This window comes from Polaribacter sp. Z022, from assembly GCF_023555495.1.
Lineage (GTDB): Bacteria > Bacteroidota > Bacteroidia > Flavobacteriales > Flavobacteriaceae > Polaribacter.
Map to the genome: position 1 here is coordinate 380276 of NZ_JALCZO010000003.1, position 21044 is coordinate 401319.

Consider the following 21044-nt stretch of genomic DNA (forward strand, 5'->3'; position numbering starts at 1 on the left):
ATGATTATTATTTATAACTTCTTGGTCCTAGGAAGTTTGTTATTGCTGTTTCTATTAATTTACCCTTACTATAAACACCTATTTCTAACTTAACTTTTTCTTTCTTTAAAGCTGATGCATTAAGCTCTATAAATAGTGTACCTTCTGCTAAACCTTGTTTAGGTACAATAAAATCGTGATTTGAAACTAACTTAATAGTACCTTTATGAGATAAAATTTTATAACTAACATCACTAATATCTTTAGTTGTTTTATTTATAACTTTATAAGTATAAACATTACTAATAATATTATTCTCTTTATGTTGGTATAGTTGACCTGGTAATCTTAAAATAGTAGCTTCTACATCATTTCTTAAGAAAAGCATCCCTATTAAAATTCCTACTAAAATAAACAAAACAGCAGAATAACCTTTCATTCTTGCAGTAAGTTTAAAAGGATTGTTTTTTGCTATATTATCTTCACTAGCATACCTGATTAAACCAGTTGGCAAACCAACTTTTTCCATCATATGATCACACTCATCAATACAAGCAGTACAATTAACACATTCTAATTGAGTACCGTTTCTAATATCTATGTTAGTAGGACAAACTACGATACATTGTTTACAATCTATACAATCTCCTTTACCTACTTCTGCTCTGTTTTCGTTTTTTCTAAATTTAGCTCTTCCTTTTTCTCCTTCTCCTCTTTTATAATCATAAGCTACGTTTACAGTTTTATCATCTAATAAAACTCCTTGAAGTCTTCCATAAGGACAAGCTATAATACATACTTGTTCTCTAAACCACGCAAAAATAAAATAGAAAACACCCGTAAATATTAATAATGAAATTAAAGTACTAATGTTATCTAAAGGATCTCCAGTTATGTAACTAATTAAAGTATCTCCACCTATTAAATATGCTAAAAAAACATTGGCTATTATAAAAGAAATGATAAAGAAAATGAACCATTTTAAAAGTCTTTTTCTAATTTTTTCAGCATTCCAAGGTTGTTTACTTAAACGTATTTGCTTACCTCTATCTCCATCAATCCAGTATTCAATTTTTCTAAAAACCATTTCTAAAAAAATGGTTTGTGGACAAATCCATCCACAGAAAATTCTACCAAAAACTACTGTAAATAGTATTACAAATACTACTCCAATAATCATTGAAATTACTAAAAGGTGAAAATCTTGAGGCCAAAAAGGAAAACCAAAAATATTAAACTTACGTTCTAAAACATTAAAAAGTAAAAATTGGTTTCCGTTAATTTTTATAAAAGGTGCAGATAGCAAGAAAATTAACAAAAAGTAACTTACATAACTTCTATAGTTATAAAATTTACCACTAGGTTTTTTTGGAAAAACCCAAGAACGCTTACCAGACTTATCAATTGTACCAATACTGTCTCTAAATGTTTCGTTTTCGGGAGTTTCCATAACCTTTTATTTTCTAATTAAACTACTCTTCTACTATGGTTTCTTTGGCTTCTTCTACCCACTTTTCTCCTTGAGCAGCTTTACCATTTGCTGGTGTTGTTCCTTGTAAAGAAATAACATAACTAGCAACTTTAGCCATATCAGCAGCTTTTAAAGTTTTGTTCCAAGCAATCATACCTTTACCATCTCTACCTCCATTAGAAATTGTAGTAAACACATTTTTAATTCCTCCTCCTAAGATCCAGAATTCATCTGTTAAGTTTGGACCAATAGAACCACCACCATCTTCTAAGTGACAAGATGCACAGTTTAATTTAAACACTGCTTTACCCCTACTTAAATCTTTAGCATCTGTTAATAAAGTAACATTATCTGCAGTAATTAAATCTGGTGCTGTAGATTTATATTTCTTTAATGCTGCTTTTGCTTCTGCTACTGCTTTATCGTATTCTACTATTTGGTTGTCTCCATCTAATACATGGAATCTTACCAAATAAACAACTGCAAAAATAATTGTAGCATAAAACATATACACCCACCAAGGTGGTAATGTATTATCTAATTCTTTAATTCCATCATAATTATGATCTAAAACAATTTCTTCTTCATCATCAATATCTTTAGCTTTTGTCCAAGATTTTATTAATTTTTTAATCCAAAGATTACTTTCTTCTGGAACAATACCTAATTTTTCATTTTGAAGTTCTGTTGCTTTATTAATAGCAATTACATTTACCATTTCTTTTAAAACAACCACTATAATGAATCCTATAAGCGCTAACCATACTAACGGATTCTCATAAATATCAAATGGGTTTTCGTACACCATGAACGACTTTGCTAGTGCTAAAAACGTAACAATAACAAAGATTACATATATTGTAGATTGAAAATATTTTTTCATTTTATTTCGTTTTTATTGTTCAAATGGTAAGTTACTTACCTTGTTTATATAATCTTTTTTTGCAGTAGAAACCCACCAAAATAAGGCTACAAAAAAAGTAAAGAATATGACTAATGATATCATAGGATAGATCTCTATACCTGTAATACTTTCCATATGGTTTTTTACAAATTTTAACATGAGTCTTATTTTTTAGAGATTTTCTGTTCGTCTTTAACTTTTATATCAGTACCTAAACGTTGGATATAAGCAATAAGCGCTACAATCTCTCTGTTTTTCATTTCAACAAAAGCTTCACCATTTTCTTTGGCATATTTTTTATCTGCTTCATAATTTTTTGCAAAATCTGGATCTGCATATAAATTTTGCTCAATAATTGTTCCTTGTTCTATCATCTGATTTTGAGCATTTGCTATTTCAGCTTCAGTATAAGGAACTCCAAGAGTTACCATTGCTTCCATTTTTGCTTCAGTATCAGATTTATCAAGTTCATTTCTTACCAACCATTTATATGCTGGCATAATAGAACCTGGAGATGTACTTTGTGGGTCATACATATGATTTAAGTGCCAGCTATCATTATATTTCTGACCAATTCTATGTAAATCTGGACCTGTACGTTTAGAACCCCATAAGAATGGATGATCGTAAACATATTCTCCTGCTTTAGAGTATTCTCCATAACGTTCTACCTCACTTCTAAAAGGTCTAATCATTTGAGAGTGACATCCAACACAACCTTCTCTAATATAAATATCACGTCCTTCTAACTCTAAAGGAGTATATGGTTTTACACTACTAATTGTAGGTATATTAGATTCTATTAATAATGTTGGTATAATTTGAACAATACCTCCAATTAATATTGCAACAGTTGCATAAATTGTTAATTTAATTGGTTTTCTTTCTAACCAAGTATGATAACCTTCTCCTTTAGTTCTATAAGTTGGTACTTTTGCTAATGCAGGTGCTTCTGCTAACTCATCTGTAACATCGCTACCAGATCTAACAGTTCTAACAACATTATAAATCATTACAATTGCTCCAAGAATAAAGAATGTTCCTCCAATTGCACGCATCCAATACATAGGTATAATTTCGTTTACAGTTTCTAAGAAGTTACCGTAAGTTAAAGACCCATCTGGATTAAATTGTTTCCACATAGAAGCTTGTACAAAACCTGCTACATACATTGGTAATGCATACATAATAATACCTAATGTACCAATCCAAAAGTGAAAGTTTGCTAATGCTGTAGAGTATAATTTTGTTTTAAACATTCTTGGTATTAACCAATACAACATACCAAATGTTAAGAATCCGTTCCAAGCTAATGCACCAACGTGAACGTGAGCAATAATCCAATCACTAAAGTGAGCAATTGCATTTACATTTTTTAAAGATAACATTGGTCCTTCAAAAGTTGCCATACCATAACCTGTAATTGCAACTACCATGAATTTTAAAACAGGGTCTGTTCTAACTTTGTCCCAAGCTCCACGTAAAGTTAATAATCCATTAATCATACCTCCCCAAGATGGTGCAATTAACATTACAGAAAATGCAACTCCTAAATTTTGAGCCCATTCTGGTAATGCTGTATATAATAAGTGGTGAGGTCCTGCCCAGATATAAATAAATATTAGAGACCAAAAGTGAACAATAGATAACCTATAAGAATAAACTGGTCTGTTTGCCGCTTTTGGTACAAAATAGTACATTAATCCTAAGAAAGGTGTAGTTAAGAAAAATGCTACTGCATTATGTCCATACCACCATTGTACTAAGGCATCTTGTACACCTGCGTATACAGAATAAGATTTTAAGAAAGAAACAGGTAATTCTAAACTATTAAAAATATGAAGAACAGCTACAGTTACAAAAGTTCCTAAATAGAACCAAATTGCAACATATAAATGACGTTGTCTTCTTTGTAAAATAGTCCAAATCATATTTACACCAAATGCAACCCAAACAAGAGCAATAGCAATATCTATTGGCCACTCTAATTCTGCATATTCTTTAGAAGATGTATATCCTAAAGGTAGTGTAATTGCTGCTGCAACAATAATTAATTGCCAACCCCAAAAATTGAAGTTACTTAAAAAGTTACTTGCCATTCTTGCTTTTAACAATCGCTGAAGTGAATAATAAACACCTGCATAAATTGCATTACCAACAAAGGCAAAAATCACAGCATTGGTATGTAATGGTCTTAAACGTCCAAAACTAAGCCATGAAATCCCATCAGTAAGATTTGGGAATAAAAACATAAATGCCAACAACAATCCTACAGTGAATCCTACAATTCCCCATAGTAAAGTGGCATAGATGAATTTTTTTACGATCTTATTATCGTAATAAAATTGTTGCATTTCCATAATATTAAATTTAGTCTAAAGTTGATTTCTTTTGTTTATCTGTTATTAATTCATCATCAAAAAGCATTCGTACAGAAGGTGTATATGAATCATCATATTGACCACTCTTTACAGAATATATAAATGCGAAAAAAAATAAGATTGCTACTATTATACTAATAGTTAGTAGTAGGTATATTACGCTCATATCTTGCCTGATAATTAATTTCTCAAAAATACTATTGGTCAGTTTCTTAAAATATGACATTTATCATGTTTTTAGAAACTCACTTTTTTAAATTGTCATAGAAAACAATTGTGTTTTGGGTTTATTTTTTAATAAATGAACATCAAAAGCCATACAAATGTTTCTTACATAAGGTCTTGCTTTTTCTGGCACTATTAAAGAGTTTTTGCTTATTTTAATTAAACCATCTGCTTCCATTTCTTTTAATAAAGACAAATGCATTTCTATATTATCTATTTTCATAGATTCATTTTCCCAAGAAGTAGAAAAGTGACACATGATGTTTAAAATATGTTTTCTAATAACTCTATCTTCTTCTGATAATAAATGCCCTCTAAAAATTGGAATTTCTCCTTCATTAACAATTTTCTGGTATTCTTTTACTGTTTTTACATTTTGTGCAAAAGCATACCATGAATCTGAAATTGCAGACATCCCTAAACCAACCATTAATTGAGTTTTATTTGCAGTATAACCCATAAAATTTCTATGCAAGGTTTTATGAATAGTTGCCTGAAATAAACTATCGGTTTTTAATGCAAAATGATCCATACCAATTTCTACATATCCTAATTCTGCAAAAAGTTGTTTACCTATTTCGTAAAGCTCTCTTTTTTCATCATTTTTTGGCAAATCGTTTTCATTAAAACCTCTTTGACCAACACCTTTTACCCAAGGTACATGTGCATAACTGTAAAACGAAATTCTGTCTGGTTGTAACTCTTTTGTTTTATTAATTGTATGAATTACATTTTCTTTTGTTTGAAATGGTAAGCCAAAAATTAAATCGTGACTAACAGATGTATACCCAATTTCTCTAGACCAATTTGTTACCTGTTCTACAGCTTCAAAAGGTTGAATTCTATGAATAGCTTCTTGTACTTTTTCATTATAATCTTGTACTCCAAAACTTACTCTTGTAAAACCACAATTAAACAATGTTTGTAATTGTTCTTTTGTTGTGTTATTAGGATGACCTTCAAAACTAAATTCTGCTTCTAGATGTTTATTTGATAACGAAAAAATACCATCCATTAAATACTCTAAGTTTTCTTTTGAAAAAAACGTTGGTGTTCCTCCTCCTAAATGTAATTCTTTAATTATCGGAGTTTCATCTATTAAGTCTACATATAGTTTCCATTCTTTTAAAACGGTTTCTATATATTCTTCTTCTACTTCATGCCTTTTGGTAATATGTTTATGACAAGCACAAAACGTACATAAACTTTCGCAAAATGGTAAATGAATGTAAATACTAATTCCTTCAGATGAATTACTTTCTTTAAAGGAAGTTTGAAAAGATTGTATCCAATCTTGTTTCTGAATTCCTTCTTTATTCCAATAAGGAACAGTTGGATAACTTGTATATCTTGGTCCTGGAATATTATATTTTTGTACTAAAGATGTTGTCATTTTTCTATTAAGCTAGTTCTAAAGCAATTTCAATCATTTCTTTAAAAGTTTGTTCTCTTTCATCTGCTGTTGTTCTTTCTTTAGTAACCAAACTATCAGAAATTGTTAATATAGCAAGTGCATTTACATTGTGTTTTGCTGCTACTGTATACAAACCAGATGTTTCCATTTCTACACATAGCACACCATAATCTGCCCATTTTTGATAACTTTCAAACTCATCAGCATAAAACTCATCAGAACTTAAAATTCCACCAGCTTTTATTGGAATATTTTTTTCTTTTGCTACTTCTATAGCTTTTTGCAATAATTTAAAACTAGCTGTTGGTGCAAAATCTGCTCCATTAAAACGAATTGTGTTTAAACCAGAATTTGTAGAAGCTGCCATTGCTAAAACAATATCTCTGATTTTTACATCTTTTTGATAAGAACCTGCAGACCCAACTCTAATAAGATTTTTTACTCCATATTCTGTAATTAATTCTGTAGCATAAATTAATGTTGAAGGGATTCCCATACCTGTTCCTTGTACAGAAATTTTCTTTCCTTTATAGGTACCTGTAAAACCTAACATTCCTCTAACATCATTATACAAAACAACATTTTCTAAAAAAGTATCTGCAATCCATTTTGCCCTCATAGGATCTCCTGGAAGTAAAACTGTTTCTGCTATTTCTCCTTTTTTTGCTTCGATATGTACACTCATAATTATTTCTTTTTACTGAAACTTATGTTTCAAAACATTCTTATTTCTTCTTTTAATATATATTTTTTTTAAGTGATATATTAAACACTCTCAACTCTTTTTACTGAATCTAACTTAGATAAAGTTAATCTAACTACACTCTCTTCTTTAGCTTTAAGATTATGCAAAACGTTAGCTTCTAAAGATATTAAATCTCCTTCATTAAGTAACAACAATTCTTCTTTAACACCAAAATCTATACTACCTTTTATAACCTGAACAATAATTGTAAAAGGAGCTTTATGATCTTTCATTACTTGTCCTTTTTTAAAAACAATTCTTATTTCTTTTGAAAAATCAGTTTCCATTAATATAGAAACTGCTGGCTTATTATCTTTATACTCAATATTTTCTAAAAAAGAGGTAACATTCATAATTTTATTTAATTTTATTTCCTAATAAATTGGTTGAAATTGAAGTAAACACTACAATACTTATAGAGCTTAAAGGCATTAAAATTGCTGCAATAACTGGCATTAATTGCCCAGTAACCGCAAAATACAAGCCTACTACATTATAACATAAAGAAAGTATAAAACAGTATTTTATAATTTGTATTGCTTTCTTTGAAGCGCCAATATAAGCTTCAATTTTATTAAATTTTGAAGCATCTAAAATTCCATCACATGCTGGAGAAAACACATTTATATTTTCTGACAAAGCGATTCCAACATTGCTTTGAGCCAAAGCACCTGCGTCATTTAAACCATCTCCAATCATACATACTTTTTTGTTTTCTTTCTGTAAATTAGCAACAACCTCTAATTTATCTTCTGGTTTTTGATTGAATAACAAATGAGTTTCTTCTGGTAATTTTTGTTGTAAATATTCTTTTTCACCTTCATTATCTCCAGAAACAACAGATAAACTATAGTCCTTTTTAAGTGAATTAAACATCTTTTTTACTCCTTCTCTGTATGAGTTTTTAAAAGTAAATTTACCTTTATAAACACCATTAATACTAACATAAACAGAAGTATCTAGGGTAGATTTATCTGTATTATTAATTACATAATTAGAAGATCCTAACTTTAATTTTACATCTTTATATTCAACTTCTATTCCCTTACCTACAACTTCAACAAAATCAGAAACAACAACTGTTTCTACTTCATTAAAAGTATTATACAACGTTCTACTTAATGGGTGGTTTGATGCTCTTAAAGAACTTTTTAAAATGCTTTTTTCTAATTGATTTAATGCTACTCCATCATAAGTAATAGTACTTTCTTTATGAGTAGTTAATGTACCTGTTTTATCAAATATTAATGTATCAATTTCAGCTAATTGCTCTACAACAGTTGCATTTTTTAAATAGAATTTTTGTTTTCCAAAAATGCGCAACATATTACCTAAAGTAAAAGGAGCTGCCAACGCAATTGCACATGGACATGCAATAATTAATACAGAAGTAAAAACATTTAAAGCAATACTAACATCAAAAAATAACCAATAAAAAGTTGCCACAAAAGCAATTAACAACACTACAATAGTAAAGTTTTTACTAATCTTATCTGTTATCGTTTTAAATGGCGATTTCTTGTCTTTTTTAAACACATCATTACTCCACAATTGAGTTAAGTAGCTTTGTGATACAGATGCCAAAACTTCCATTTCCAAAACTCCAGAAAGTTGTTTTCCTCCAGCAAAAAGTTTATCTCCAGATTTTTTAGACACTGGTTCTGCCTCACCAGTTACAAAACTATAATCTATAGCTGCATTTCCATTAATTAGTATACCATCTACAGGTATTAATTCTTGATTTCTTATCAATAATCTATCACCTTTTTCTACCTCATAAATCTGTACATTCTCTTCTTTATTTCCACCTGTAATTCTGGTAACAGCTATAGGGAAATAAGATTTATAATCTCTTTCAAACGATAAAAAATCATATGTTTTTTGTTGAAAAAACTTTCCTAACAACAAAAAGAAAACCAAACCTGTTAAGCTATCAAAAAAACCGGTTCCTAAGTCGAAAATTATTTCTACAGAACTTCTAATAAATAAAACTGAAATACCTAATGCTATAGGAACATCTATATTTAATAATTTAGAACGTAAACCTTTATAAGCCGATATAAAATAATCTCTTCCTGCATAAAAAACAACAGGTAAAGAGAAGCAAAACATTAACCATCTAAAAATACCTTTGTAATTTTCTATCCAAAAACCATCTACTTGAAAATATTCTGGAAAAGAAAGAAACATTACATTTCCAAAAGCAAATCCTGCAATTCCAAGTTTATAAATTAAACTTCTATCCACACTTTTTTTACCCCCCTCATAATCTTCTAAACTTATATAAGGTTCATAACCAATAGAACTCATTAAAAGCACTATTTCTTTTAAAGATGTTAAATCTGAATTGTAAGTAATTCTTACTTTTTTCTTTGGAAAATCTACTTGAGAAGAAGAAACCTTAGGATTTAATTTATGTAAGTTTTCTAAAATCCAAATACAAGAACTACAATGTATATGAGGAATATATAGGGTTACAATCTGTGTATTACCGTCATTAAAATCCAATAATTTCCCTACAATCTCCTTGTTATCCAAAAAATCGAATTTTCCTTGAATTTCATTTGGGATTGCTCCAGGATTGTCCTGAAAATCGTAATAACAAGTTAAATCGTTTTGTGAAAAAATTTCATATACAGTTTTACAACCATTACAACAGAAATTTTTAGTATCAAATTCTATTAAATTATCATCACAAAAATCACCACAGTGATAACATTGTGTAGATTTCATATTTACTCTTTTGCCTGTAGCAAATTTACATTAAGAATCACACTTTAAAATATGATATTTATCACATTTTTAATATCTTTGAGTTCCAATATTTATGGTATTATGAGTAAATGTGAGCAATGTATAATTCGTCAATTTAATTCCCTAAAACACTTAAGCAGAGAGGAATTAGTGAGGATGTCTAATTGTAAAACTTCTAAAACCATTAAGAAAGGAGAAGCTCTTTTTGAAGAAGGAGAGCGCCTAAAAGGTGTCTTTTGTATTAAAGATGGTATTTGCAAAGTTTCTAAAATGAGCGAAAACGGACGTAATCAAATTATTAGTTTGGTTACTAAAGGTGATTTATTAGGAGAAAGAAGTTTAATTTCTGATGAAGCATCAAATCTAAAAGCTGTTGCTTTAAATGATATGCAAGTATGTTTTATTCCCAAAGAAGAAATTCTAAAAGACTTATCTAAAAACCCTACTTTTTCTATGAGCGTTCTTAAAGACATGGCTCAAACCTTAAAACAGGCTGATAATGTTATTGTAGATATGGCTCAAAAAACAGTTAAACAACGTTTAGCTGAAACGTTATTAAATTTACATAGTAAATTTGGAACAAACGCAGAAAACACTATTGATGTACACTTATCTAGAGAAGATATTGCTAATATAATTGGAACTGCAACAGAATCTGCAATTAGATTATTGTCTGATCTGAAAAAGAAAAAAATTATTGAATTTAAAGGGAAAGATATTTCTATACTAGATAGTAATGAATTAGACAAAATAGCTCAAGGTTTTTAATTATAGCTTTAACATAAACAAAAAAGGTTCATTTTTAAATGAACCTTTTTTTTGTAATTTATTTAAGCTGTAAATACTAAACATAAAAAAAGCACTTCATAAATGAAGTGCTTTTTGCGGTCTGGACGGGACTCGAACCCGCGACCCCCTGCGTGACAGGCAGGTATTCTAACCAGCTGAACTACCAGACCGTTGCTCTTAGCGGTTGCAAATATAACATCTATTTTAATACTTGCAAACAAAAAATGAAAAAATTTACATATTTTTTTTTCTACTTATTAAATATGAAGTTAACACCTCATTATACCCATTTCGAATATCTATAGGAACATAATCTATTTTATATTGTAAACATTTATTTTTCAATTCATTAAAATAATTACTTATCAATTCCTGGTATTTTTCTTGTATATTTTCTGTGTAAACATTTATTTCTTTTCCTGTTTCTAAGTCAACAAAATTTTTTGGTGAATTATCAAAATTAAAATTGAATTCTGTTTCACCATCATATGTATGAAATAAAACTACTTCATGTTTGTTAAATTTTAAATGCCTTAAAGCTTCAAAAAGAGCTTGTTCTTCTTTTGTTGCCTGAAACATATCTGTAAACAAAAAAATTAATGATCGTCTATGTACCTTTTCTGCTATTTCATGTAAATATTTATAAGTTTCGGTTTGTGCTTTAGAAGTAGAAACCAACAATTGCTCTAATTGATGTAACAACATACTTCTATGACGTTCACTTCCTTTTTCTGGTGCATAATACTCATAAGTATCAGAATAAATACTTAAACCTACAGCATCTCTTTGTCTTTTTAAAATTTCCATTAATGCTGCAGCTGCAATTGCAGAGTATCCTACTTTACTTAAAGTATTAATTGTTTGTTTTTTTACAATAGGATAATGCATTGATGCAGAATTATCAATTATGATATGACATCTTAAATTGGTTTCTTCTTCGTACTTTTTTGTATATAATTTTTCTGTTTTTGCAAATAATTTCCAATCTATATGACGTGTACTTTCTCCTTTGTTGTATAATTTATGTTCAGAAAACTCAACAGAAAAACCATGAAATGGGCTTTTGTGCATACCTGTTATAAAACCTTCTACCACTTGTTTTGCAAGTATATCTAGGTTTTTGATTTCTGAGGATTTAACTTCGGATAAATTCATATAGTTATTTAATTTTTTGAGCTCTAGATAAATTATCTGTAGTTTGTAACAACTTCTTTAATAAAATTGGACTATAGTTTGGATTGTTTTCTAAAAATTGATTTAAAATTACATTGGCTTCTTTTGAAGAATAATTACCAATTGAACTTGCTAACCATCCTTTAGGAAAGAAAATATCTCCAGTTAGTTGTACTTCTTCTAGTTTGTTTAAAATAGATTTTAAATGTTTAGTTGAAGTTTTATGCCTTAATGGATGATGTATATTGTTTAAAGCTGCTTGTACCCAAGATTCTTTTTCTCTGTTTTCTTTTTTTAAGAGCGATTTCATAAAATCATCTCTTATACTTTCTTTAGAAGACAAAGATGGTAATAACCATTTAAAACGCTCTAATCTATCTGGATTTGAAATTCTTGTTAATTGCTTTTCTAAAATTTCAGGAGTATTAGAATGCTTTAAAATTGCCAATTTCATAGCTAGTGAAGAAAAATCGTTTTCATTTAAATATAAATTATTAATTTCCTTCTCATTATTCCAAATTAAATATAAATTCTCTTTACCTTTTTGAGAAATTGCTACAGATTGGTACAATCTAAATAATGTTCTTTTTATATTAGAAGGTAAATCTTGCTCTAATAAATTAATTAATTCTCTATTAATTTTATCTTGTAATTTTTCTTGAGTTTCAGAATTTAAAAAAGTCCAAAAAATATTTTGAAGTCTTCCTGATAAATAGTTTACTATTAATTCATTTTTTTCTTGTAAAATAGCTTCAAACATAACATTATATGTTTCTAAAGGAGAAACATTTCCAATAAGCATGTTTTCATATAAATTTATAAACTGATATGCTCTAGAAACTTCATCTTTAATGTCTTTATAAGTTATTATTTCCTTTTTATTTACAGGAAAAACCCCATAACCAAATCCGTTTGAATTGTATAAAATTTGACCTGGTTTAAAATCTTTTACTGCATCAGAAATATCAAAAGATTTTCCCATATTTTTAAGGTTAATAGTTTTTTCATAACCTCTTTTATCAATCAACTTAATTTTAAAAGATTGTGTCCAAATTTTATCTGAACCATTTTCTGCTTTTTGGTGTAAAACAAACTTTGTTACATTTCCTTTTTCATTGTATTCTATCTCCTCATAAAAAATTGGTCTTCCAGAAGAATTTACCCAAACATCACTCCAAGCAATAATATCTTCTGGAGATTTTTTATCTAAAATAGAAACCAATTCATTCCAATCTGCATTAGAATTCTCATAGGCTTGTATATATTCTTGCACACCTTCTTTAAAAAAATCTTCGCCTAATAAATATTCTAATTGACGCATCATAATAGGTGCTTTATTGTAAATAATTCTTCCATATAAAGAACCTGCGTTTTTTAAATTGTCTAAATTTTGACGAATTGCATTTGTCCCTTTTGTTCTGTCTTCTGAATAAGCACTTGGATAATGAGTCATCATAAAATTTAAATCATGATTTAACTCTGGAAAAACTGGATTCATTATTTTATCTGCCATAAAATTGGCAAACACTTCTTTCATCCAAACATCATTAAACCATTTCATAGTAACTAAATCTCCAAACCACATGTGTGAAGTTTCATGAGCAATTAATTTTGCTCTACCTAACTTTCTATTTTGTGTTGCTTTTTCATCTAAAAACAACGAAGATTGTCTATATTGAATTGCGCCTACATGCTCCATTCCTCCATATTGAAATGGAGGTAATGCTGCAAAATCCATTTTAGCAAATGGAAAATCTACCTCAGTATATTCTTCTAAAAAATCAATAGAATTTTGATGAATTTTAAAAACTTCATCTACACTTGCCTCTATTTTTTCTTTATTATTTTCTCTAAATAAAAAACGCATGTTAAAAGCACCAGGATTCATGTTTTTTTCTGTAAACTTACCAGCTACAAAAGAAAACAAATATGTGCTCATTAAATCTGAAGGCTCAAAAGTATATTCTATAAAATCATTTGTTTCAAAACTATTATCTTCAAAAGCACCTGTTAGTACTTTCCAATCTTTAGGCACAGTTATTTTTAAATTATAATTAGCCTTAATATCAGGTTGATCAAAACAAGGAAATAATGTACTTGCTCTGTCTGGTACTAATAACGTATATAAAAACTCATCATTTCTATTTAATGATTTTTCTCCTGCATCAAATAAAATTTCAACTGTATTACTACCTAAAACCAACTTTGTTTTATCTATAATTACATGTTCTTTTTGATGATTTACAATAGATTTTTCTGCATTTATTTTTACCGATTTCAATTTACTTGCCTCTTCATTAAAATCTAAATAAACATCGTTTTCTAAATCATTTACTGTAAAACTTACTTTTAATTTAGAAGGAATTGGTTCAGATTTTTGTAGAGGTATTTTAAAATGTAAATTATAAACTACATCTGCAATTTGTTGCTTTCTATATTTTGCCAATTCATATGAAATTCCTTTTTCTAATTTTAATGATTGTTCTTTTTTACAAGAAATTAAAATAAAAAAACAAGCTATAAGTAATGAGTAATTTTTCATAAACAAAATTTAGATTCTAAAAATAAAAAAAGGTTTGACGTTAGCCAAACCTTTATCTTATTTATAATGTAAACACTACTTATATAGCAGCATCTATTTTACCTGTGTAAACATTTTTAGGAGCAACTCCTACTTGCTTATCTACAACTTCTCCGTTTTTAAATATTAAAACAGTTGGTATGTTTCTTACACCATATTTAGCTGCAAATTCTTGGTTAGCATCTACATCTACTTTACCTACAACAGCTTTACCTTCGTATTCTGCATGAATTTCATCAACAATAGGTCCAACCATTCTACAAGGTCCACACCATGCTGCCCAAAAATCTACTAATACTGGTTTGTCAGATTTTAATACTACCTCGTCAAAGTTTGCATCTGTAATTTCTAATGCCATTTTATTTATATTTTAAATTGTTATTCTAATTTTGATATACAAAAGTAATCAATTTATTTACTTTCTTTAATTCAAAAAAATTACTTTTTACTATTTATCTATAAACACTCTTTATTCTTATGCTAAAACAACTCAGATGCAATTGCCTGAACGTTATCACTTTTACCCATAGAATAATAATGTAAAACTGGTACTCCTGCAGCTAATAACTCTTTAGATTGTTGTATTGCAAACTCTACACCAACTTGTCTTACGGCTTTATTATCTTTACAACTATCTACAGCATCTATTAAATCTTGAGGCAAATCAATTTTAAAAACTTGAGGCAAAATTTGTAAATGTCTTTTTACTGCTAAAGGCTTAATACCTGGAATAATAGGCACATTAATACCAATTTCTCTGGCTGCTTTTACAAACTCGAAATATTTATTATTGTCAAAAAACATTTGAGTTACCACATAATCTGCACCAGCATCTACTTTTTCTTTTAAACGTCTTAAATCAGATACTAAAGATGGAGCTTCCATATGTTTTTCTGGATATCCTGCAACACCCACACAAAAGTCAGAATAATGTTCTACTTGCACATCATCATGTAAATATTTCCCTCTATTTAAATCAGAAATTTGCGATACCAAATCACTTGCAAATGCATTTCCTCCTTTAACAGGCTTAAAATAAGGTTCGTCTTTCATAGAATCTCCACGTAAAGCCATTACATTGTCTAATCCTAAATAATGACAATCTACCAAAACGTATTCTGTTTCTTCTTTGGTAAAACCACCACACAATAAATGCGGAATTGCATCTACCTGATATTTATGCATTATAGAAGCACAAATACCAACAGTTCCTGGACGCATTCTGGTAATTCGTTTATCTAACAAACCATTTCCTTTATCTAAATAAACATACTCTTCTCTAGATGTTGTTACATCTATAAAAGGTGGATTGAATTCCATTAACGGATCTATATTATTGTATAAATCTTGAATGTTTTTCCCTTTCTTGGGCGGAATTACTTCAAAAGAAAATAAAGTTTTTCCGTTTGCGTTTTTAATATGATCTGTTACTTTCATTTTATATTTCTTGGGCGTTTCCTTTCAGGTCGCGCTTTTCGTTTTATCTTTTTAGGTTTGTTCTCGATACAAATTTGTTCATTCTTCACAAATTTACTCGAACTGACACCCAAAAAGGATGTCACTGCAATCGCTAACGCTACCTACTTAGTAGCTTTTTTACATCTTCGTAATCTTCTTTATATTCCCAATAAATCCATCTTCCATCTGCATAATCTGTCAGAATATATTTTTCACTTAAAGATTTAATTCTAGAAACTGCTATTAATTTTTTACCAAAATTCTTTGCAGGAACATGCGTTATTATCTCATTGTTACTTTTTCCATAACCATGAGAAATAATATAACTTCCTAAATGTAATTCTATAAACTCCATATTTTATTGATCTGCAATATTAGGATGCAACCATTTTCTTGCCTTTTCTTTTGTTATGCCTTTACGTATAGAATAATCAGTAATTTGATCATCTGTAATTTTACCCAAACCAAAATATTTGGCTTCTTTATTGGCAAAATAATATCCAGAAACTGCAGCAGCTGGCCACATTGCTAAACTTTCTGTAAGCTTAACTCCTATTTGATTTTCTACATCTAATAAATCCCAAATAGTTTCTTTTTCTAAATGATCTGGACATGCAGGATAACCTGGAGCAGGACGAATTCCTTTATAACTTTCTTTAATTAAATCGTCGTTTGTTAAAACCTCATCTGAAGCATAACCCCAATGTTTAGTTCTAATTTGCTTATGTAAATACTCTGCAAAAGCTTCTGCAAAACGATCTGCAATAGCTTGTGCCATAATTGCATTGTAATCGTCTTCTTTGGCTTTATAACTATCTGCTAATTCTTGAGCTCCAAAAATACCCACACAAAAAGCACCCATATAATCTGTTTTCCCTGTTTCTTTAGGAGCTACAAAATCTGATAATGCAATATTAGGAATACCTTCTCTTTTCTTTAATTGTTGACGTAAAGTTCTAAAAACAGCTACTTCTTTTCCTTTTTTCTGAATAGAAATGTCATCTTCATTAATTGTATTAGCTTCAAACAAACCAAAGATTGCTTTAGGTTTCAACAATTGTTTTGCAATAATTTCTTCAATCATTACTTGTGCTTCTTCATACATTGTAGTTGCTTGTTCACCAACAACTTTGTCTGTTAAAATTGCTGGAAATTTACCATGCAAATCCCAACTTCTAAAAAACGGACTCCAATCTATAAACGGTACTAATTCTTTTAAACTTAATTGTTCTAACGTCTGAATTCCTATTTCATTAGGTTTTACAATTTCAGAAGTTTTCCAATCAATTTTATATTTACGTTTACGAGCTTCATCAATAGAAATATATGATTTTTCTTTACCACGTTTTAAAAACTTAGTTCTAAATTCATCATAATCTTTCTTTAATTTAGCAACATATTCATGTGATGTTTTTTCATTTAACAAATCACCAACAACTGTTACAGCTCTAGAAGCATCGTTTACATGAACTACAGCATTTTTATATTGTGTATCAATTTTAACTGCTGTATGTGCTTTAGAAGTTGTTGCGCCACCAATTAATAATGGAACATCAAAATTTTGATTTTCCATTTCTTTGGCTAAATACACCATTTCATCTAAAGAAGGTGTTATTAAACCACTTAAACCAATAGCATCTACATTTTCTTTTTTGGCAGCTTCAATAATTTTTTCAGGTGGAACCATTACACCTAAATCTACAATTTCATAATTATTACAACCTAAAACAACAGACACTATATTTTTACCAATATCATGTACATCACCTTTTACAGTTGCCATTAAAATTTTACCTAATGCTTTTTGTTCTTCTCCTTTTTCTGCTTCTATAAACGGATTTAAATAAGCCACTGCTTTTTTCATTACCCTTGCAGATTTTACAACCTGTGGCAAGAACATTTTACCAGCACCAAATAAATCTCCAACTACATTCATACCCGCCATTAAATTTCCTTCAATAACTTCTATTGGGGCAGTTGCTTCTTGTCTAGCTTCTTCTACATCTTCAATAATAAAAGCATCAATTCCTTTAACCAAAGCATGTGTAATTCTGTCTTGTAAAGGATTTTCCCTCCAAGATAAATCTACCGTTTTTTCTTTTTTAGTTCCTTTTACAGTTTCTGCAAAGTCTAATAAACGTTCAGTTGCATCATCTCTTCTATCAAGAATAACATCTTCTATGTGTTCTAATAAATCTTTAGGAATATCATCATAAACCTCTAACATTGCAGGATTTACAATTCCCATATTCATACCTGCTTGAATAGCATAATATAAAAATACAGAGTGCATTGCTTCACGTACAGTATTGTTTCCTCTAAAAGAAAAAGATACATTACTTACACCTCCACTAACTGAAACATTTTCTAGGTTTTCTCTAACCCATCTTGTAGCTTCAATAAAATCTATAGCATTTTTTCTATGTTCTTCCATTCCTGTAGCTACAGGAAAAATATTTAAATCGAAAATAATATCTTCTGATGGGAAACCTACTTTGTTAACTAAAACATCATAAGAACGTTGTGCAATTTCAATTCTACGTTCGTAATTATCTGCTTGCCCTACTTCATCAAAAGCCATTACAATAACAGCAGCTCCATATCTTTTTATTAATTGGGCTTCTCTTATAAACTTCTCTTCTCCTTCTTTTAAAGATATTGAATTTACAACACATTTACCTTGCACAACTTGTAAACCTGCTTCAATAATTTCCCATTTAGAGCTATCAATCATCATTGGCACTCTACAAATATCTGGTTCTGCAGCTATTAAGTTTAAAAAACGAACCATTGCTTCTTTTCCATCAAGAAGACCATCGTCCATATTTATATCTACAATTTGTGCACCACCATCTACTTGATGACGTGCAATATCTAAAGCTTCATCAAATTTTTCTTCTTTAATTAATCGTAAAAACTTACGAGAACCAGCAACATTTGTTCGTTCTCCAACATTTATAAAATTGCTATTTTCGTTTAGAATTAAGGGCTCTAAACCAGACAATTTCATGTATTTTGTTTGTTTTATCTTCATCTTCTTTCTATCATTTTAATGAGACCTTTCTACTGCGCTCAAGGTGACAGCTTGTCTTGGTTTATATTTAGCAGCAATATTAGCTATAACACTAATGTGAGCTGGTGATGTTCCACAACATCCACCTATAATATTGATTAAGTTTTTCTTTAAATATTCTTCAATCTGTTCTCCCATTTCTTCAGGAGTTTCATCATACTCACCAAAAGCATTTGGTAAACCTGCATTTGGATGTGCAGATATAGCAAAATCTGTTTTATTTGCAATAGCTTCTAAATGAGGTTGTAATAAATTGGCTCCTAAAGCACAATTAAATCCAACAGATAAAAGAGGAATATGTGAAACAGAAATTAAAAATGCTTCAGCTGTTTGCCCTGATAATGTTCTACCAGAAGCATCTGTAATTGTACCACTTAACATTGTTGGAATTTCAATATTTCTTTCTTGTTTAACTTCTTCAATTGCAAATAAGGCAGCTTTAGCATTTAAAGTATCAAATACTGTTTCTACTAGCAATAAATCTACACCTCCATCAACTAACGCTTCTATTTGTTGCTTGTATGCTATTCTTAACTCATCAAAAGTAACAGCTCTATAACCAGGGTCGTTTACATCTGGAGACATACTTGCTGTTCTATTTGTTGGACCTATAGAACCTGCTACAAAACGTGGTTTATGTGGTTCTTTTGCAGTAAATTCATCTGCAACTTCTTTAGCAATTTTAGCAGATTGGTAATTTAGCTCGTACACTAAATCTTCCATTTGGTAATCTGCCATTGCAATTGTAGTACCAGAAAAAGTATTGGTTTCTACAATATCTGCACCAGCTTCAAAGTATTTTCCATGAATGGTTTTAATAGCTTCTGGCTGTGTTATTGACAATAAATCGTTGTTACCTTGTAATGGTGTTGGATAGTCTTTAAAGCGTTCTCCTCTAAAATCTTCTTCTGTGAATTTATAAGCTTGTAGCATAGTACCCATAGCACCATCTAAGACTAAAATTCTTTCTTTTAAAGCTTTGTAAATATTTGACATTCCTGAAAATTAATTTTTTTGTTATCAGGAAAAAGGGTGAATAATCTTTCGGTTATCTCTCTGTTTTTCTTCCAGTAGAAATTAGCACCTTCTTTATAAGTAAAGGGTTGCCAAGGTTTCCTTGGGTCTAATCCCTCAACCTTTCTTGATAACAATATTAAATAATGAACTAGTTCGCTGCAAATTAACGAACTTTTTTTTTGTTTTTATAATTTATTGGTAGATATCTGATGATAAATAACGGTCTCCTCTATCGCAAATAATAGCTACAACAACACCTTTATCTATAGAATTGGCAACCTTTAAAGCAGTTGCAACTGCACCTCCACTGCTCATACCTGCAAAAATACCTTCTTCTTTAGATAATCTTATTGTCATTTCTCTTGCTTCTTCTTCACTTACTTCTAAAACTTGGTCAATTTTTTTTGGCTTAAAAATAGCAGGTAAATATTCTTCTGGCCATTTTCTTATTCCAGGTATCTTAGCACCATCTTTAGGTTGCGCTCCAATAATGGTAATGTCTTGGTTTTGTTCTTTTAAATAATCTGAAACTCCTGTTATAGTTCCAGTTGTACCCATGGCAGAAACAAAATGAGTTACTTGTCCTTCTGTATCTTTCCAAATTTCTGGACCAGTAGTATTATAATGTGCTTTTGGGTTGTCGAAATTATCAAACTGATTTAAACGAAAATATCCTTTTTTATATTTTAATTTTAATGCATGATCAATAGCTCCTTCCATACCATTTTCTGCAGGTGTTAAAATAACTTCTGCACCATAAGCACGCATTGTTTTTACTCTTTCTATGGTAGAGTTTTCTGGCATTGTAATTACCATATTTACACCTAAAACTTTTGCCATAAGTGCTAAAGCAATACCTGTGTTTCCACTTGTTGCTTCTACTAAAGTATCTCCTTTTCTTATATTTTTTCTTTTAATTGCTTCAGAAATCATATAATAGGCTGCTCTATCTTTAACACTTCCTCCAGGATTGTTCCCTTCTAGTTTTAATAATAAAGTTACACCCTCTTTATTGAAAATATTTTTTGCTTCAACAAGTGGTGTATTTCCTACAAAATCAATGATACTTTTAGTTTTCAT

At 29.6% G+C, this 21044-nt stretch carries 18 protein-coding genes, 1 tRNA gene and 1 riboswitch; of the genes, 1 reads left to right on the forward strand and 18 read right to left on the reverse strand.

Annotated features, from left to right (window positions below; translation table 11 throughout):
- Window positions 1–7: 7 nt before the first annotated feature.
- From ccoG to MPF13_RS08665, 9 genes are all read right to left on the reverse strand, one after another.
- Complete coding sequence (gene ccoG, locus MPF13_RS08625) at window positions 8–1429, reverse strand: cytochrome c oxidase accessory protein CcoG (RefSeq protein WP_249982065.1); 1422 nt, start codon at window positions 1427–1429, stop codon at window positions 8–10.
- 22 nt (window positions 1430–1451) lie between these two features.
- Window positions 1452–2333: a cbb3-type cytochrome c oxidase N-terminal domain-containing protein gene (locus MPF13_RS08630; protein WP_249982067.1), complete on the reverse strand. Its 882-nt coding sequence runs from the start codon at window positions 2331–2333 to the stop codon at window positions 1452–1454.
- Between the two features lie 12 nt (window positions 2334–2345).
- Complete coding sequence (locus MPF13_RS08635; protein WP_249982069.1) at window positions 2346–2513, reverse strand: CcoQ/FixQ family Cbb3-type cytochrome c oxidase assembly chaperone; 168 nt, start codon at window positions 2511–2513, stop codon at window positions 2346–2348.
- A gap of 5 nt (window positions 2514–2518) precedes the next feature.
- Window positions 2519–4714 carry a cytochrome-c oxidase, cbb3-type subunit I gene (gene ccoN, locus MPF13_RS08640; RefSeq protein WP_249982070.1) on the reverse strand — a complete coding sequence of 732 codons (2196 nt, stop codon included), beginning with the start codon at window positions 4712–4714 and terminating at the stop codon, window positions 2519–2521.
- Between the two features lie 10 nt (window positions 4715–4724).
- Complete coding sequence (gene ccoS / locus MPF13_RS08645) at window positions 4725–4901, reverse strand: cbb3-type cytochrome oxidase assembly protein CcoS (RefSeq protein ID WP_249982072.1); 177 nt, start codon at window positions 4899–4901, stop codon at window positions 4725–4727.
- 87 nt (window positions 4902–4988) lie between these two features.
- Window positions 4989–6353 (reverse strand): oxygen-independent coproporphyrinogen III oxidase, encoded by a 1365-nt coding sequence (gene hemN / locus MPF13_RS08650; protein ID WP_249982074.1) that lies wholly within the window; start codon window positions 6351–6353, stop codon window positions 4989–4991.
- 7 nt (window positions 6354–6360) lie between these two features.
- Complete coding sequence (deoD, locus tag MPF13_RS08655; protein WP_249982076.1) at window positions 6361–7059, reverse strand: purine-nucleoside phosphorylase; 699 nt, start codon at window positions 7057–7059, stop codon at window positions 6361–6363.
- A gap of 80 nt (window positions 7060–7139) precedes the next feature.
- A complete protein-coding gene (locus MPF13_RS08660; protein ID WP_249982078.1) occupies window positions 7140–7472 on the reverse strand; it encodes a cupin domain-containing protein in 333 nt (110 codons plus the stop codon).
- Between the two features lie 4 nt (window positions 7473–7476).
- Window positions 7477–9852 carry a heavy metal translocating P-type ATPase gene (locus MPF13_RS08665; RefSeq protein WP_249982080.1) on the reverse strand — a complete coding sequence of 792 codons (2376 nt, stop codon included), beginning with the start codon at window positions 9850–9852 and terminating at the stop codon, window positions 7477–7479.
- 177 nt (window positions 9853–10029) lie between these two features.
- Here MPF13_RS08665 and MPF13_RS08670 point away from each other — a divergent pair, with 177 nt between their 5' ends.
- Entirely contained in the window at window positions 10030–10641 is a 612-nt protein-coding gene (locus MPF13_RS08670) for a Crp/Fnr family transcriptional regulator (RefSeq protein ID WP_349666027.1), read from the forward strand.
- Between the two features lie 117 nt (window positions 10642–10758).
- Here MPF13_RS08670 and MPF13_RS08675 read toward each other — a convergent pair.
- The 9 genes from MPF13_RS08675 to cysM all read right to left on the reverse strand — a co-directional run bounded on the left by MPF13_RS08675 (window position 10759) and on the right by cysM (window position 21044).
- Window positions 10759–10832: transfer RNA gene (locus tag MPF13_RS08675), tRNA-Asp, on the reverse strand.
- Window positions 10833–10896: 64 nt separating this feature from the next.
- Window positions 10897–11817, reverse strand: a complete 921-nt coding sequence (locus MPF13_RS08680) for a DUF58 domain-containing protein (protein ID WP_249982084.1) — start codon at window positions 11815–11817, stop codon at window positions 10897–10899.
- Between the two features lie 4 nt (window positions 11818–11821).
- Window positions 11822–14377: a M1 family metallopeptidase gene (locus MPF13_RS08685; protein WP_249982086.1), complete on the reverse strand. Its 2556-nt coding sequence runs from the start codon at window positions 14375–14377 to the stop codon at window positions 11822–11824.
- Between the two features lie 79 nt (window positions 14378–14456).
- Window positions 14457–14774 (reverse strand): thioredoxin, encoded by a 318-nt coding sequence (trxA, locus tag MPF13_RS08690; RefSeq protein WP_215993585.1) that lies wholly within the window; start codon window positions 14772–14774, stop codon window positions 14457–14459.
- Between the two features lie 122 nt (window positions 14775–14896).
- On the reverse strand, window positions 14897–15853 hold the full coding sequence (gene metF, locus MPF13_RS08695; protein ID WP_249982087.1) for a methylenetetrahydrofolate reductase [NAD(P)H]: 957 nt from the start codon (window positions 15851–15853) through the stop codon (window positions 14897–14899).
- 139 nt (window positions 15854–15992) lie between these two features.
- Window positions 15993–16229 (reverse strand): hypothetical protein, encoded by a 237-nt coding sequence (locus MPF13_RS08700; protein ID WP_249982089.1) that lies wholly within the window; start codon window positions 16227–16229, stop codon window positions 15993–15995.
- A 3-nt stretch (window positions 16230–16232) separates the two neighbouring features.
- Window positions 16233–18908: a methionine synthase gene (gene metH / locus MPF13_RS08705; RefSeq protein ID WP_249982091.1), complete on the reverse strand. Its 2676-nt coding sequence runs from the start codon at window positions 18906–18908 to the stop codon at window positions 16233–16235.
- Between the two features lie 15 nt (window positions 18909–18923).
- Window positions 18924–19943 carry a homocysteine S-methyltransferase family protein gene (locus MPF13_RS08710; RefSeq protein ID WP_249982093.1) on the reverse strand — a complete coding sequence of 340 codons (1020 nt, stop codon included), beginning with the start codon at window positions 19941–19943 and terminating at the stop codon, window positions 18924–18926.
- A 49-nt stretch (window positions 19944–19992) separates the two neighbouring features.
- Window positions 19993–20098, reverse strand: a riboswitch (SAM riboswitch).
- A gap of 58 nt (window positions 20099–20156) precedes the next feature.
- Window positions 20157–21044, reverse strand: coding sequence for a cysteine synthase CysM (cysM, locus tag MPF13_RS08715; RefSeq protein ID WP_249982095.1), 888 nt, complete (start codon window positions 21042–21044; stop codon window positions 20157–20159).

Excerpts from the sequence above, each read along its gene's own strand:
- ccoG (WP_249982065.1), bottom strand. The coding sequence starts at position 1,429 with ATGGAAACTCCCGAAAACGAAACATTTAGAGACAGTATTGGTACAATT.
- MPF13_RS08685 (WP_249982086.1), bottom strand. The coding sequence starts at position 14,377 with ATGAAAAATTACTCATTACTTATAGCTTGTTTTTTTATTTTAATTTCT.
- ccoS (WP_249982072.1), bottom strand. The coding sequence starts at position 4,901 with ATGAGCGTAATATACCTACTACTAACTATTAGTATAATAGTAGCAATC.
- cysM (WP_249982095.1), bottom strand. The coding sequence starts at position 21,044 with ATGAAAACTAAAAGTATCATTGATTTTGTAGGAAATACACCACTTGTT.
- MPF13_RS08670 (WP_349666027.1), top strand. The coding sequence starts at position 10,030 with ATGTCTAATTGTAAAACTTCTAAAACCATTAAGAAAGGAGAAGCTCTT.
- trxA (WP_215993585.1), bottom strand. The coding sequence starts at position 14,774 with ATGGCATTAGAAATTACAGATGCAAACTTTGACGAGGTAGTATTAAAA.
- MPF13_RS08680 (WP_249982084.1), bottom strand. The coding sequence starts at position 11,817 with ATGAATTTATCCGAAGTTAAATCCTCAGAAATCAAAAACCTAGATATA.
- MPF13_RS08700 (WP_249982089.1), bottom strand. The coding sequence starts at position 16,229 with ATGGAGTTTATAGAATTACATTTAGGAAGTTATATTATTTCTCATGGT.
- MPF13_RS08630 (WP_249982067.1), bottom strand. The coding sequence starts at position 2,333 with ATGAAAAAATATTTTCAATCTACAATATATGTAATCTTTGTTATTGTT.
- MPF13_RS08635 (WP_249982069.1), bottom strand. The coding sequence starts at position 2,513 with ATGTTAAAATTTGTAAAAAACCATATGGAAAGTATTACAGGTATAGAG.
- hemN (WP_249982074.1), bottom strand. The coding sequence starts at position 6,353 with ATGACAACATCTTTAGTACAAAAATATAATATTCCAGGACCAAGATAT.
- metH (WP_249982091.1), bottom strand. The coding sequence starts at position 18,908 with ATGAAGATAAAACAAACAAAATACATGAAATTGTCTGGTTTAGAGCCC.
- deoD (WP_249982076.1), bottom strand. The coding sequence starts at position 7,059 with ATGAGTGTACATATCGAAGCAAAAAAAGGAGAAATAGCAGAAACAGTT.
- MPF13_RS08660 (WP_249982078.1), bottom strand. The coding sequence starts at position 7,472 with ATGAATGTTACCTCTTTTTTAGAAAATATTGAGTATAAAGATAATAAG.
- MPF13_RS08665 (WP_249982080.1), bottom strand. The coding sequence starts at position 9,852 with ATGAAATCTACACAATGTTATCACTGTGGTGATTTTTGTGATGATAAT.
- MPF13_RS08710 (WP_249982093.1), bottom strand. The coding sequence starts at position 19,943 with ATGTCAAATATTTACAAAGCTTTAAAAGAAAGAATTTTAGTCTTAGAT.
- ccoN (WP_249982070.1), bottom strand. The coding sequence starts at position 4,714 with ATGGAAATGCAACAATTTTATTACGATAATAAGATCGTAAAAAAATTC.
- metF (WP_249982087.1), bottom strand. The coding sequence starts at position 15,853 with ATGAAAGTAACAGATCATATTAAAAACGCAAACGGAAAAACTTTATTT.